Below are 13,799 nucleotides of genomic sequence, written 5' to 3'. Positions count from 1 at the left end.
AGAATCCTGCCTGACACTCTGTGATCATCGCCGCTCCAGGCGGCGCAACAAAGCAGGGGGATTACTACGTGAGACGCACAGCACTCTTCGGCGTGGCCGGTGGTGTGATCACCGGGGCGCTGATAACCGGTGCGCTGGCCGCCCCCACGGCTGGGGCCTCGGAGCGGACGCCCGGTGGGGCCGCCGAGGCGCGTGGCGTGGCGGTGGCCGCGGCCAAGGCCGCGAAGAAGGGCATCGACTGGACGGACTGCCCGGCCGACTGGGGGCTGGCCAAGCCCATCCAGTGCGGCTATGTCACCGTGCCGCTCGACTACGCCAAGCCGAACGGCCGCACCATCAAGCTCGCGGTGGACCGGATCGGCAACACCGGCACCGCCTCCGAGCGGCAGGGTTCGCTGATCTACAACCCGGGCGGCCCCGGCGGCTCCGGGCTTCGCTTCCCGACCCGGGTCACCACCAAGAACCCGCTGTGGACGAAGACTTCGAAGGCGTACGACTTCGTCGGCTTCGACCCGCGCGGGGTGGGCCACTCCACGGCCATCTCCTGCGTGGACCCGCAGGAGTACGTCAAGGCCCCGAAGCTGGACCCGGTGCCCGACAGTGAGGCGGACAAGCGCGTCCAGCGCAAGCTGGCCCGGGAGTACGCCGAGGGCTGCAAGGAGCGCAGCGGCTGGATGCTGCCGCACATGACGACGCCCAACACCGCCCGTGACATCGACGTCATCCGGGCCGCGCTCGGTGACAAGAAGCTCAACTACCTGGGCGTGTCCTACGGAACGTACATCGGCGGCGTCTACGCGACGCTCTTCCCGACTCATGTGCGCCGGCTGATCGTGGACAGCGTGGTCAATCCCTCGCGGGAGAAGATCTGGTACCAGGCCAACCTGGACCAGGACGTTGCCTTCGAGATGCGCTGGAACGACTGGAAGGCGTGGGTCGCCAAGAACGACGCCGCCTATCACATCGGCGACACGCCCGCGAAGGTCCAGAAGCAGTGGGAGACACTGCGCGCGGCCGCCAAGAAGAGCCCCATCGGCGGGGTCGTGGGCCCGGCCGAGCTGCTCGGGCTCTTCCAGAGCGCTCCGTACTACGACTCGTCGTGGGCCACCGTCGCCCAGGTGTGGAGCGACTACCTCGCCGGCGATGAGAAGGCGCTGGTCGAGGCCGCGGGCCCGGACATGTCCGACACCGCGGGCAACATCGCCTCGGAGAACGGCAACGCCGTCTACACCGCCGTCGAGTGCGCCGACACCAAGTGGCCGACCAGCTGGGCGAAGTGGGACCGGGACAACACCCGGCTCCACCGCGACTACCCCTTCCTGACCTGGTCCAACGCCTGGATGAACCTGCCGTGCGCCACCTGGGGTGCCAAGCAGCACACCCCGCTGGAGGTGGGCGCCGCCAAGGGGTTGCCCAAGACGCTGATCGTGCAGAGCACCCGGGACGCCGCGACCCCGTACGAGGGCGCGGTGGAGCTGCACAAGCGGCTGAAGGGTTCGCGTCTGGTCACCGAGAAGGACGCCGGTTCGCACGGGGTCACCGGTCTGGTCAACCCGTGTGTCAACGACCGGGTGGACACCTACCTGCTCAAGGGCACGGTGGACGCCAAGGACGTGACCTGCGCTCCGCACGCCACGCCGGTGCCCGCGAAGTCGGGCGCGTCCGCGAAGGACGTGAAGGCCGCCAAGGAGGCCGCCGCCCTCGTCAAGTAGTCGACGAACGGCGGTATGTGGTGAAGGGCCGGGCCCGTGCGTTCCCCGCACGGGCCCGGCGCCGTTTTCCCCGAAGTGATCAGGACGCGTGCCCGCCACTTCGCAGCCACGCGTCCTCGGCCGCGTAGTCGAACAGATCGGCCATCGGGTCGTACGCGGCCGCCATGTCGGGGAAGGCGGTGCGCCAGTCCGGGGTGGCCGCCAGCCGGTCCGCGAGCCAGGCGACGGTCGTCGGCAGCGATTCCAGGTAGTCGGTCACCGGGCGGTAGCCCAACTCCCGTTCGGCGGCGGACATGTCGTAGACGAGCGGGTGAGCCAGGCTCCAGGGGGTGCTGCCGATATGCGGATGCGGCGGCTCTCCGTCGATCAGCACCAGCTCGCCGCGCACCCCCCCCAGCACCGCGTCCACGGCGGTGGCGATGTCGGCGACCGTCGGGGCCTGCGGATCGCCCGCGTTGAGCACCCGTGAACCGGGCCGGTGGGCGGCCAGCCGCACCAGCTCCGCGATGTTGTCGACATGCACCGGATGGAACCGGCTGCGGCCGCCGTACGCCAGGATCCGCACCGGCCGCCCGTCCAGCGCCCGTTTGACGAAGTACAGCTCACGGGGCGTACGGCAGTGCGGGCCGTGGATCGCCCCCGCGCGCAGCAGGGTCGTCGGCAGCCGGTCCCCGGCGGCCAGCAGCTCCCGCTCCAGGGCGACCTTCCGGCTGCCATAGCCGTCGCCCGGCGGGACGGTCCGCTGGGACTCGGGGAGCGGCACGGGATAGCGCGGGGCGCCGTCCGGCCGGTCCTGGGTCCCGAAGCCCCGGCCCTGGTCGTCCTCGTACACCGCCCCGGTGGACATCACCACCGCCGATCCGATCCGGTCCGCGAGCCCCAGCAACTGCCGTGCGTGCGCCTGCCCGTAGGCGACGCAGTCCAGCACCACATCGCAGCCGTCCCCGATCAGCGCGGCCACCGCGGCGTCGTCGTCCCGGTCGACGGCCACGCTCACCACGGACGCGGGCCAGCTCTCGTCGCGGCCGCCGCCGCGCGAGGCGGCCCGCACCCGCCATCCTTCGGCGGCGAGCGCGCGCACCGCCGCCCGGCCGATCTGCCCCGTCGCCCCGATCACACATGCGCTGCCAGTGGTCATGCCGGGACGCTACGGGGCCGGCCGCCACGCTGCCCAGACTCCTTCGCCACGAGCAGATTCGCCCCTGGCGCGATCATTCACGATCAAACGATGAGTACAAGATGATCGCTTTTTCGCGCTCTATGAATTCACCGTGATGCATTTCGAAGAAAAAGGCATATTCGATTCGCGCGTCGGTGAAACCGCTAAGCTCCAGGGCCCATGACGGGCTGGCTCACCGCCCGCATTTCGCACGCATTTTCTCTTCGCTGTTTTTAAGGATGTCCATGGTTTTCGCCGGCACCTCATCCGGAGGCCGACGGCCCGCCTCCACGCTCGTATGGGTCATCCCTCCCGCCGCGATGGCGTTCTGCGCGGCGCTGGCCGTCCTCGTGGTCCCGTCCGGCGCGCGGGCCACGGTCGCCTGGTGCGGGGTGGCGGCGACGCTCGCGGTGGCCCTGGCGGCGGCCGAGGCGATGCGCCGCGGCCGGCTGATCACCACACTGCGCACCCGGCTCACGGCCCAGGAGACCGAGTTGCGGCAGCGCCTGGTGGACCAGGAGACGGCGATCCGGCGGCTGGCCCGGGAGCTGCTGCCCGTGGCGGTGACCCGGCTGCAGCGCGGCGCCATGGTGGACGAGGCGATGCGGGCCATCGACCACGCGCCCCGCCTCGACCCGGACTTCGACGCCACCCACGAGCTTCTGCTGCGGTCGGTGCTGGAAACCGTGCGGGCCGAGGAGGACCTCAGGGACGCGGGCCAGCGGGCCTTCGTCAACATCGCCCGCCGGGTGCAGGCCATCGTCCACCAACAGGCCCAGGACATGCGGGAGATGGAGGACAAGCACGGCGCCGACCCGGACGTCTTCGAGGACCTGCTCCACCTCGACCACGGCAACGCCCTCATCGGTCGGCTGGCGGACTCCATCGCGGTCCTGGGCGGTCAGCGCCCGGGCCGTCAGTGGCAGAAGGAGGTGCCGCTGTTCAATGTGTGCCGCGGCGCCATGTCCCGCATCCTCGAGTACGAGCGGGTGGATCTGCACTCGGTGGCGGACGTCGCCATCGTCGGGCCCTCGGTGGAGCCGCTCATCCACGCCCTCGCCGAGCTGCTGGACAACGCCACCCGCTACTCGCCGCCCAAGACCCGGGTGCATCTGACCGCGATCGAGGTCCAGTCCGGGGTCGCGATCGAGATCGAGGACGCCGGGGTGGGCCTGTCGGAGGAGGCGCGCAGACGCACCGACGCGGTGCTGGTCCAGGCGGCGACCGGCTTCGACCTCAACGACCTGGGCGAGACGCCGCGGCTCGGTCTGGCCGTGGTCGGCCGGCTCGCCGTGAAGTACCGGTTCCAGGTCTCGCTGCGGCCCTCGGCGTACGGCGGAGTGCGCGCGGTGCTGGTCGTACCGCAGGACATCATCTGCCCCACCCCCGCGCCCGGCGGCGCGATCGCCCGCGCGGCCAAACTGCCCCCGCCCAAGCCCATCAAGCGGGCCACGCCCCTGCCGTCGCCCACCCGCACCAGTCCGATCGCACAGGGCCGCCCCGGCCCCGGCTTCCGGCAGAACGGCGCCGGACTCCCGCAGCGCCGCCGCCGGATGCCCATGGTCACCCCGCCCATCAGGGTCGACTCCGGACCCCCGGCGGCGCCCCCCGCGCCCCGCCAACCGGCCGGGCCGCCCGTGCAGCCGGGGATCTGGCTGGACGCCTTCACCAAGGGGCTCAACGGCGAGCCGGTCCCGGCGGCGGACGCCGGTACGGCCGCGCCGGACACCCGGAAATCCCCCGGCACCCCGGATACCTCCAACACCCCGCTCCCGTCGGACAAGGATGAGTAGGCAAGTGACGCAACCGCGGTTCAACATGGACTGGATGCTCCGGGACCTGGCGTCCAGCGTTCCGCAGACCCGCCACGTGGTCCTGCTGTCCTCGGACGGCCTGTGCATGGCCCAGGTCGGTACGGACAAGGACACCGCCGACCGGCTGGCCGCCGCCTGCGCCGGGCTGCAGAGCCTCTCCGGTGCGATCGCCACCGAATTCCCCGAGGGGGACGGGCGGATGCGGCTGGTCGTCATCGAGGTCGACGGTGGCTTCTTCTATCTGATGGCGGCCGGCGTCAGCTCGTATCTGGCGGTGCTCGCCGAGGACAGCGTCGACGCCGGGCTGATGGGCCAGTGCATGAGAGACCTGGTCGCGCGGCTCGGCGAACACCTCAGCAGTCCGCCGCGCGTCGACGGACGGGTGACATGAGCGAGTCCGGCAAGCCGTGGGACGAGGGCGGCCCCGAGCGGCTCTACACCATCAGCCGGGGCCGCGCCCCGCACGAACCCCGGCAGCGGCCCGTCGAACTCGTCAGCCTGATCGTGGCGCGCGCCGAACCGGAGCCGGGGATGGCCCCCGAGGCCGCCGCCGTGCTGAGGATGTGCCCGTTTCCCCTTTCGGTGGCGGAGATCTCCGCGTATCTGGTCCTGCCCGTCTCCACCGTCACCGTGATCCTCGCGGAGCTGCTGGGGGACGGCCGGGTGGAGGCCAGGGCGCCGGTCCCGGCAGCCGTGCTGCCCGACCCCGAACTGCTGCAGGCGGTGATGCATGGACTACAGAAACTCTGAGGAATCCGAGGAGATCGTCGGACCGCGCAGCGAGGACACCCTCCCGGCCTCCGCGGCCGCCGCCGTCAAAGTGGTGATCGTCGGAGGGTTCGGGGTCGGCAAGACGACCATGGTCGGCTCGGTGAGCGAGATCCGCCCGCTGACCACCGAGGAGACCATGACCCAGGCCGGGGTCGGCGTCGACGACATCGCCGGGATCGAGCGCAAGACCGAGACCACCGTCGCGATGGACTTCGGGCGGATCAGCCTCAACGAGCGGCTGGTGCTCTATCTGTTCGGCACCCCCGGCCAGGAGCGGTTCTGGTTCCTGTGGAACGGCCTCTTCGAGGGCGCTCTCGGTGCCGTGGTCCTGATCGACACCCGCCGCCTGGAGGTCAGCTTCGACGCGGTCGGGCGGCTCGAGGAGCGCGGTGTGCCCTTCGTGGTCGCGGTCAACGTGTTCCCCGAGGCCCCCGTCCACCCCATGGCGGAGCTGCGCGCCGCCATGGACCTGCCCGACTCCGTACCGATGATCGACTGCGATGCCCGCGACCGGGCCTCCAGCCGCGACACCCTCCTCACCCTCGTGCGCCATCTGCAATCCCTTCACACCGTGACCCCGGAGACACCGTGACCTCTCATCCCGACGACCCCGGCACCGGGACGGCCGACCTGCCGCCCACCCGGTGCCCCGTCCACCCCGCGCCGTCCGACGCCGGCCTGGTGGACCTCCTCGGGCCCGAGAACGAGAAGGACCCGATGGGCCTGTACGAGCGGCTGCGCGCCGAGCACGGCCCGGTGGCCCCGATCGTGCTCGACGGTGGCATACCGGCCTGGCTGCTGCTGGGCTACCGCGAGAACCTGGAGGTGTCCCGCACCCCCTCCCGCTTCTCCCGCGACTCCCGCCACTGGCACGCCTGGAAGGACGGGAGGATCACCGCCGACTCGCCCCTGCTGCCGGTGGTCGGATGGCAGCCCATGTGCACCTTCGCCGACGGCGACGAGCACGAGCGGCTGCGGGCCGCGCTCACCGAGTCCATGGGGCGCCTCGACCGCCGGGGCATCCGCCGCCACGTCACCCGCTTCACCCATCAGCTGGTCAACGACTTCTGCGCCGACGGGGGCGCCGAACTGGTCACCGCCTTCGCCCAGCAGCTGCCCATGCTCGTCCTCACCCAACTGCTGGGCATGCCCGACGAGTACGGCCCGCGGCTGGTCGAGGCCACCCGGGACCTGATGAAGGGCACCGAGACGGCCCTGCGCAGCGACGCGTATGTCACCGACGCCCTCCAGGGCCTGGTGGACCGCAAGCGCGCCGACCCCGGAGAGGATCTGGCGTCCTCGCTGCTGGCCCACCCCTCCGGCCTCACCGAGGAGGAGGTGGTCCAGCATCTGCGGCTGGTGCTGCTCACCGGCAACGAGACCACCACCAATCTGATGGCCAACACGCTGCGCATGGTCCTCACCGACCCGCGCTTCCGCGCCTCCCTGGCCGGCGGCCATATGACCCTGCCGGACGCCATCGAGCATGTGCTGTGGAACGAGCCCCCGCTCACGGTCGTCCCCGGCCGCTGGGCCACCGGGGACACCGAGCTGGGCGGTCAGCGGATCAAGGCCGGGGACATGCTGCTGCTGGGGCTGGCCGCCGGAAACGTCGACCCGGCCATCCGCCCCGACATCGCCGCGCCGATGTACGGCAACCGGTCCCATCTCGCCTTCAGCGGCGGCCCCCACGAATGCCCGGGGCAGGACATCGGCCGCGCCATCACGGACACCGCCATCGACACCCTGCTGCTGCGGCTGCCCGACCTCCGGCTGGCCGTCGACGAGTCCGAGCTGACCTGGCTCTCGTCCTGGATCTCCCGCCATCTCGTCGCGCTGCCGGTGGAGTTCATGCCCCGCCGCCCCGAGTCGGAGAGCGCGGAGGACCCCTCCGCGACCATCTTCGCCCCTCGGCCGCGCCGGCTGCCCGAGGAGGAGGCCCCCGCCGCGCTTCGGCCCGCCACCGAGGGGCCCGAGGCGACGGCCCCCGGGCGCGTCCCGTGGTGGGTGGCGTTATGGCGGTGGCTGCTGGGCAGGCCCTCGGGATCCGCTCCGTAGGGATGGCGGCGGCCCCGCCGCTCAGCCCCGGGCCACCACGACCCCCACGGTCAGCAGTCCGAGCACCACCCAGCTGAACCACAGCCAGCCGTTGCTCCCCAGGGCCACGGTGTAGGCCGTCACCAGCACCAGGCCCCCCACCGTGGCCACCGTCATCGTCTTCGCGGATCCGGGCATCCCCGACCTCCTCACGGCGGTCCTGACGCCCCTTCGCCAGGACCCGGGCCGCTCAGGGCCCGGGTCCATGGTCTCGCGGTCCGGGGCCCCGCCGCTACGGTGTGTCGGTGGGCTACGCGGCGGAGCCGCATATTGATGCTTTCCCCTCCCCGCCCCTTCCCGATATGCGGCTCCGCCGAGTGGCAGGGGCTTCGCCCCTGGACCCGGGGTCTGGGGCGGGGGCCCACCAGGCGGCGGAGCCGCATATTGATGCTGCGGGAAGGGGCGGGGAGGGGAGCAGCCCGCCGAAGGCGGCAGGGCCCGGCGGACCCCTCCTAGCAGGCTGCCGGGACCGGCCTCAGCGGCTCCGGGACTGGAGCGAGGCCAGATAGGCGTTGTACGCCGCGAGCTCCTGGTCGCCGTCCCGGTCCGCGGTGCGGTCGATGCGCCGCGCCTGGCGCTGCTCGGACTTGTACCACTGGTAGACCAGCGCCACCAGGACGATCACCGACGGGATCTCGCTGAAGGCCCAGGCGATCCCGCCCGCCCAGGTCTGGTCCGACAGCGCGTCGATGCCCAGCGAGGCGGGCGGGTGTTCGTACACGCCGACCATGGGCTCGGACGCCATCATCAGCGCGATGCCGAAGAACGCGTGGAACGGCATGCCCGCGAACAGCTCCAGCATCCGCATCACATAGCCGGGCCGGTGCGGCCCCGGGTCCACGCCCATGATCGGCCAGAAGAAGACCAGGCCCACCGCGAGGAAGTGGACCATCATCGCGATATGCCCGGCCTTGCTCCCCATCAGGAAGTCGAAGAGCGAGGTGAAGTACAGCGCGTACAGGCTCGCGATGAACAGCGGGATCGTGAACGCCGGGTGGCTGATGATCCGCATATAGCGGCTGTGCAACAGCGCGACCAGCAGCTCCCGGGGCCCCTTGCGGCCGCGCCCGGCCGCCGGGAGGGCCCGCAGGGTCAGCGTGACCGGCGCGCCCAGCAGCAGCAGGATCGGCGACACCATGCTGATGATCATGTGCTGCACCATATGGACGCTGAACATGACCATGCCGTAGTCGTTCAGCTTGGTGCACATCGCGACCGCGATGGTCAGCACCCCGAGCACGAACGAGACCAGGCGCCCCACCGGCCAGGCGTCACCGCGCCGCCACAGCCGCGCGACGCCCCAGCCGTACAGCCCGAGCGCCAGCACACAGCCGATCAGGAAGAACGGATCGCCACCGAACTCCAACCCGCGAGCGAGGGTGAACGGCGGCAGATCCATGGTCATGCCGTGCCCGCCGTGATCCATCGACTATCCCCGGCCTTCCTGCTTCTACCCGGTGCGCACCAAATGTGCCCGCACCAGCGTAGAACCCGTCAGCTCACAGCACGCACTCGGCCTCGGCGTACCGCTCGGCGGGGACCGTCTTCAGCTGCTCCACGGCCGCCGCGAGCGGCACCAGGTCGATGTCCGTGCCGCGCAGCGCCGTGATCGTGCCGAAGGCGCCGCGGTGGGCCGCCTCGACGGCGTGCCAGCCGAAGCGGGTGGCCAGCACCCTGTCGTACGCCGTCGGGGTGCCACCGCGCTGCACATGGCCCAGGATGACCGCCCGCGCCTCCTTGCCGAGCCGCCGCTCCAGCTCGACGGAGAGGTGGCCGGCGATGCCCGCGAAGCGCTCATGGCCGTAGACGTCCTTGCCGCCGGCCTCGTAGTCCATCGTGCCCTCGCGCGGCTTGGCGCCCTCCGCCACCACCACGATCGCGAACTTCTTGCCCGCCTCGAACCGCGCCCCGACGGTCTTGGTGAGCTCCTCGATGTCGAACGGTCGCTCCGGGACGACGATGGCGTGGGCGCCCGCGGCCATGCCCGAGTGCAGCGCGATCCAGCCGGTGTGCCGCCCCATGACCTCGACGATCAGCACCCGCTGATGGGACTCCGCGGTGGTCTTCAGCCGGTCCAGGGCCTCGGTGGCGACGCCGACCGCGGTGTCGAAGCCGAAGGTCACATCGGTGGAGGCGATGTCGTTGTCGATGGTCTTGGGCACGCCGACGATCGGCAGCCCGGCGTCCGAGAGCAGCCGGGCGGCCTTCAGCGTGCCCTCCCCGCCGATGGGGATGACCGCGTCCAGGCCGAGCTCCGCCACATGCCCCTTGGCCCGCTCCACGCCGTCCCGCAGATGCTCGGGGCGCACCCGGGTGGAGCCGAGGATGGTGCCGCCGAGGGCCAGGATGCCGCCCACGGCGTCCAGGTCGAGCTTGCGGTAGTCGGCCTCCAGCAGGCCCTTCCAGCCGTCGTGGAAGCCGATCACCTCATCGCCGTGGTCGACGGTGGCGCGGTGGACGATTGACCTGATGACCGCGTTCAGGCCGGGGCAGTCGCCGCCGGACGTGAGCACACCAATGCGCATGGCACGCATACCTCTGTCTGAGATGGGGGCCGACGGCCGGACCGCGTCGTCCGGCGGGACCCCGCCACCCTACAAGCGGCCGGGCGGCGGGGGCGCGGTCGTCCGTCGGATGTCCGCCATGCGGGCACCCTTCGCCCGAGTGGCGTGCGAGTGACGCCCGAGTGGCGCTCGGGCGAGCGGGCCGTGGCTCAGGCGGGCTGGGACGCCGCCGCGATCCGCTCGTTGCGCAGCGCCTCGTACCACTGGTCGTTGACCGGCGGCAGCGCGTTCACATCGAGGGCCAGCTTCAGCAGATGGTCCGCGATATGCGGGTTGCGGGCCATCACCGGGCCGTGCATGTACGTCCCGAAAACGGTGTCGTTGTAGGCGCCCTCGAAACCGTCGCCCGTGCCGTTGCCGTTGCCGAACCGGACCCGGGCGAAGGGGCGGGCCGTCGGGCCGAGGTGGGTGACGCCCTGGTGGTTCTCGAAACCGGTCAGCGGGGGCAGCCCGAGCCGCTCGTCGATGTCGGCCAGCACGTCCCCCACGCACCGGGCGCCCTCGCCGCGGGTGCTGACCACGTCCAGCAGCCCGAGGCCCTGCTGGCGCTGCCCGAGGTCGTTGATGAACTCATGGCCGAGGATCTGGTACCCGGCGCACACCGAGAAGACGATCGCCCCGTTGGCGACCGCGCGGCTCAGCCCGCCGTCCCGGATCAGCCGCTCGGCGGCGAGCCGCTGCGGGCGGTCCTCGCCGCCGCCGATCAGATAGACATCCCCGGAGGTGGGGATCTGCTGGTCGGAGCGGACGTCCAGCCGGGAGACCTCCAGCCCGCGCTGCCGCGCCCGGCGCTCCACCACCAGGACGTTGCCCTGGTCGCCGTACGTGCTCAGCAGGTCGGGGTAGACCCACACCAGACGCAGGCCGTTCTGGCTCATGCTACGCATCTTCGTGCCTCTCGTACGGGGGTCAGTTGCCGACCCGGCGGCGCAGGTCCTGGAACGCGGTGTAGTTGGCGATGGTCTCGATGCGGCCGGGCGGCGAGATCCGCACCGCCTCGTCCACGTCCGCGCAGACCCGGAAGTCCAGCCCGGCGACCTCCAGGCGCACCGCGAGGTCCAGCTTGCGGTCGCCGATCACGCAGATCGGGTGCCCGGCGAGCCGGGTGTAGTCCACGTCCCACAGCCAGGAGGTGTCGGTGCCGTCGGCGCCGCGGGCGTTGACCGAGAGGATCACCGGGGTGGGCGGCGGGTCGATCAGCGAGAAGGTCTCCAGCCAGCCGGCCGGGTTCTTCGCCAGCAGCAGCCGCATCTGGCGCTCCTGGAAGGTGACCACGTCATACCGGCCGGCCACGGCCTGGACCTGGTACATCCGCTCCAGCGCGACCTGCGGGGGCACTCCGAAGGCGGCGGCGACGGCGGCCGAGGTGGCCGCGTTGGCCTTGTTGGCACGGCCGGGGAGCTGGAGGTGGATCGGCCAGGCCGCGCCGTGCGGGTCCAGGACGTAGTCGCCGTTCAGCGCCCAGCTGGGGACCGGACGGCGGAAGCCGCACTCCGCGCAGACCCAGTCGTCGCCCGGGCGCTGCAGCACACCGCCGCAGGACGGGCAGGACCAGGCGTCGTCCTTCCACTCCTGCCCGGCGGCGACCCACACCACATTGGGGCTGGAGGAGGCGGCCCAGACGATCAGCGGGTCGTCGGCGTTGGCGATGACGATCGCCTTGGTGCCGGTCAGGCCTTCGCGCCACTTCTCGGCGAGCATCCGGGTCTCGGCGGCGCGGTCGAGCTGGTCACGGGAGAGGTTGAGGAGCGCGATGGCCTTGGGCTCGGTGTCGCGCGCCACACCGGCGAGGTACTTCTCGTCGACCTCGATGACGCCGTAGCGGGCGTCGGAGCCGCCGGCCAGGGCCGAGGTGATGCCGGCCGGCATATTGGCGCCCAGTGCGTTGGAGACGACCGGACCGGCCGCCCGCAGCGCCTCGGCGATGAGCCGGGTGGTCGTGGTCTTGCCGTTGGTCGCCGACACCAGGATCACGTCCAGGTGCTGTGCCAGCCTGCTGAGCAGATCGGGGTCGAGGCGCAGGGCCACCTTGCCGCCGATCACCGATCCGCTGCCGCGGCCCGCGGCCTTCGACACCGCCGCCGCGGCCCTGCCCGCCGTCACGGCCAGCTTGGCACGTGGCGACAGCGGCTCTGAGTTGCCTGCCATCGTCTCTCGATCCTCCTCGCATACCGGCGCCGCACCTGCCCCCCGAGGCGCCGGTGGTACGCCCCCTCCGCGCCGCATCGCCAGCCGGGAGGCCACGGTCGGGTAGCAGCCTATCGAGATCCGGCGGCTGTCCCGAATTCCGTCACCCGCGCAGGACACTTCCCCGGCCCCGTAGGCTTGGCTGCCATGCGACATGGCGTGATACCGGGCAGCCGCGGGGCGGTGCGGCCCATGCGGTTCCTCGGCGATCCGGGGCTGCGCGCGCCGTGCGCGGAGGTCACGGCGTTCGACGCCGAGCTCGCCCTGCTGATCGAGGACATGTACGCCACGATGTACGCGGCGCACGGGGTGGGGCTCGCCGCCAATCAGATCGGTGTGGGGCTGCGGGTCTTCGTCTTCGACTGCCCGGACGACGAGGACCACCGCCATCTGGGACATGTCGTCAACCCCCGGCTGGCCGCGGCCGATGGGGTGACGGTGCGTGGGGCGGAGGGCTGTCTGTCGCTGCCGGGCATCGAGGCGGGCACCCCGCGCTACGACCGTGCGGTGATCGAGGGCGTGACGATGACCGGGGAACCGGTGCGGATCGAGGGCACGGGCTTCTTCGCGCGCTGTCTGCAGCACGAGTGCGACCACCTGGACGGCGGACTGTTCCTCGACCGGCTCTCCGGGCTGCGGCGGCGCAGGGTGCTGCGGGCGGTCCGCCGGGCGCCCTGGGCGGCGTCGGCCGGCGCCGGGGCGTAGCTCCGGCCGGATTGCAGCGGGGTGCGGGCGGATGCCGGGGCTCAGAAGCCCGGTGCGCCGACCCGGTCGTCCGCCAGCGACAGCCGTCCCCACAGCAGATCGGTGAGATGGTGCACCAACTGGGCGCGTGCGCACGGGCGGTCGCGCAGCCACCAGTCACCGGCCGCGTGCATCATGCCGACGATCCCGTGGCCCCAGACCCGGGCCACCTCGTCGCCGCCAGGTCCCAGATCCAGCCGATCGGCGATCACGGTGGCGAGCTCCTCGCCGAGCCTGCGCAGCAGCGGGGCGGAGTGGTGGCCGACGTCGAAGCCCTGCTCGGGCTCCTGCTGGCCGTGGTCGGCCGGGTGCATCAGGAAGCGGTACACCTGGGGCCGCGCCTCGATCGCCGCCAGATAGGTGTCCAGGGTGGCCTCCACGCGGTGCCGGCGGTCCTCGGCCGGCGCGTCCAGGGCCGCGCGCAGCGAGGCGAGCAGGGCGTCGGTATGGCGCTTGGCGAGCGCGCGGTACAGGCCGCCCTTGTCGCCGAAGTGGCGGTAGAGAATGGGCTTGGTGATGCCCGCTTCGGCGGCGATGGCGTTCATCGAGGCTTCTGGTCCGTCGCGCAGCACCACCCGGTCCGCGGCCTCCAGCAGCTCCTTGCGCCGCCGCTGGGCCGTCGTCCGCTGGTCGTCCCGCTGGCTGGTCCCGGTCCGCATGCGTTGCCTCCCCGCCCCCGATGTCGTACTCGCGCTCTCGCGCCTCGCGTTTCCCGGCGCGATCGCGCTCCGCGCTCTGCGCAACGTAACAC

The 13,799-nt window shown here is 71.8% G+C and carries 14 protein-coding genes; 7 read left to right on the top strand and 7 right to left on the bottom strand.

The features are described 5' to 3' along the window. Positions 1 to 68: 68 nt before the first annotated feature. Positions 69 to 1,712, top strand: coding sequence for an alpha/beta hydrolase (locus tag ACFYOY_RS13830; RefSeq protein WP_388587005.1), 1,644 nt, complete (start codon positions 69 to 71; stop codon positions 1,710 to 1,712). Positions 1,713 to 1,791: 79 nt separating this feature from the next. Here ACFYOY_RS13830 and ACFYOY_RS13825 read toward each other — a convergent pair whose 3' ends face one another. Then, positions 1,792 to 2,850 (bottom strand): NAD-dependent epimerase/dehydratase family protein, encoded by a 1,059-nt coding sequence (locus tag ACFYOY_RS13825; RefSeq protein ID WP_388587002.1) that lies wholly within the window; start codon positions 2,848 to 2,850, stop codon positions 1,792 to 1,794. A gap of 266 nt (positions 2,851 to 3,116) precedes the next feature. On the opposite strand from ACFYOY_RS13825, the gene ACFYOY_RS13820 reads away from it, so the two are divergent. Genes ACFYOY_RS13820 through ACFYOY_RS13800 form a run of 5 tightly spaced genes read left to right on the top strand, consistent with a single transcriptional unit; the run spans position 3,117 to position 7,514 of the window. After that, a complete protein-coding gene (locus tag ACFYOY_RS13820) occupies positions 3,117 to 4,664 on the top strand; it encodes an ATP-binding protein (RefSeq protein WP_351884124.1) in 1,548 nt (515 codons plus the stop codon). Beyond that, positions 4,657 to 5,076 carry a roadblock/LC7 domain-containing protein gene (locus tag ACFYOY_RS13815; protein WP_014056718.1) on the top strand — a complete coding sequence of 140 codons (420 nt, stop codon included), beginning with the start codon at positions 4,657 to 4,659 and terminating at the stop codon, positions 5,074 to 5,076. Before ACFYOY_RS13820 ends, ACFYOY_RS13815 begins: the two co-directional genes overlap by 8 nt. Beyond that, positions 5,073 to 5,435, top strand: coding sequence for a DUF742 domain-containing protein (locus ACFYOY_RS13810; protein WP_351884126.1), 363 nt, complete (start codon positions 5,073 to 5,075; stop codon positions 5,433 to 5,435). Before ACFYOY_RS13815 ends, ACFYOY_RS13810 begins: the two co-directional genes overlap by 4 nt. Then, positions 5,416 to 6,048, top strand: a complete 633-nt coding sequence (locus tag ACFYOY_RS13805; protein WP_351884128.1) for an ATP/GTP-binding protein — start codon at positions 5,416 to 5,418, stop codon at positions 6,046 to 6,048. The genes ACFYOY_RS13810 and ACFYOY_RS13805 overlap by 20 nt, the downstream gene beginning before the upstream one ends. Then, positions 6,045 to 7,514: a cytochrome P450 gene (locus ACFYOY_RS13800; RefSeq protein WP_351884130.1), complete on the top strand. Its 1,470-nt coding sequence runs from the start codon at positions 6,045 to 6,047 to the stop codon at positions 7,512 to 7,514. The genes ACFYOY_RS13805 and ACFYOY_RS13800 overlap by 4 nt, the downstream gene beginning before the upstream one ends. Positions 7,515 to 7,535: 21 nt before the next feature. Here ACFYOY_RS13800 and ACFYOY_RS13795 read toward each other — a convergent pair whose 3' ends face one another. The 5 genes from ACFYOY_RS13795 to ACFYOY_RS13775 form a co-directional block, all read right to left on the bottom strand. Continuing rightward, a complete protein-coding gene (locus ACFYOY_RS13795) occupies positions 7,536 to 7,691 on the bottom strand; it encodes a hypothetical protein (RefSeq protein ID WP_165449210.1) in 156 nt (51 codons plus the stop codon). A gap of 337 nt (positions 7,692 to 8,028) precedes the next feature. Next, entirely contained in the window at positions 8,029 to 8,979 is a 951-nt protein-coding gene (locus ACFYOY_RS13790; protein WP_351884132.1) for a cytochrome c oxidase assembly protein, read from the bottom strand. Positions 8,980 to 9,052: 73 nt separating this feature from the next. Beyond that, positions 9,053 to 10,078, bottom strand: a complete 1,026-nt coding sequence (locus tag ACFYOY_RS13785) for a 6-phosphofructokinase (RefSeq protein ID WP_351884134.1) — start codon at positions 10,076 to 10,078, stop codon at positions 9,053 to 9,055. A 188-nt stretch (positions 10,079 to 10,266) separates the two neighbouring features. Next, a complete protein-coding gene (locus ACFYOY_RS13780) occupies positions 10,267 to 10,995 on the bottom strand; it encodes a type 1 glutamine amidotransferase (protein WP_093466830.1) in 729 nt (242 codons plus the stop codon). Positions 10,996 to 11,026: 31 nt separating this feature from the next. Beyond that, the gene (locus ACFYOY_RS13775) at positions 11,027 to 12,265 is read right to left on the bottom strand and encodes a MurT ligase domain-containing protein (RefSeq protein WP_351884136.1); all 1,239 of its coding nucleotides are present in this window, start codon (positions 12,263 to 12,265) and stop codon (positions 11,027 to 11,029) included. A gap of 186 nt (positions 12,266 to 12,451) precedes the next feature. Between ACFYOY_RS13775 and def the strand changes: the two genes are divergently transcribed. Continuing rightward, positions 12,452 to 13,009, top strand: a complete 558-nt coding sequence (def, locus tag ACFYOY_RS13770) for a peptide deformylase (protein ID WP_351884138.1) — start codon at positions 12,452 to 12,454, stop codon at positions 13,007 to 13,009. 41 nt (positions 13,010 to 13,050) lie between these two features. Here the strand turns inward: def and ACFYOY_RS13765 are convergent, their stop codons facing one another. Continuing rightward, complete coding sequence (locus ACFYOY_RS13765) at positions 13,051 to 13,707, bottom strand: TetR family transcriptional regulator (protein WP_351884140.1); 657 nt, start codon at positions 13,705 to 13,707, stop codon at positions 13,051 to 13,053. Positions 13,708 to 13,799: the final 92 nt, after the last annotated feature.

This window comes from Streptomyces sp. NPDC007875 (assembly GCF_042868035.1).
In the GTDB taxonomy this organism is placed as follows: domain Bacteria; phylum Actinomycetota; class Actinomycetes; order Streptomycetales; family Streptomycetaceae; genus Streptomyces; species Streptomyces antimycoticus.
The sequence above is the reverse complement of the archived record's forward strand: the minus strand, read 5'-3'. Positions and strand labels throughout refer to the sequence as shown.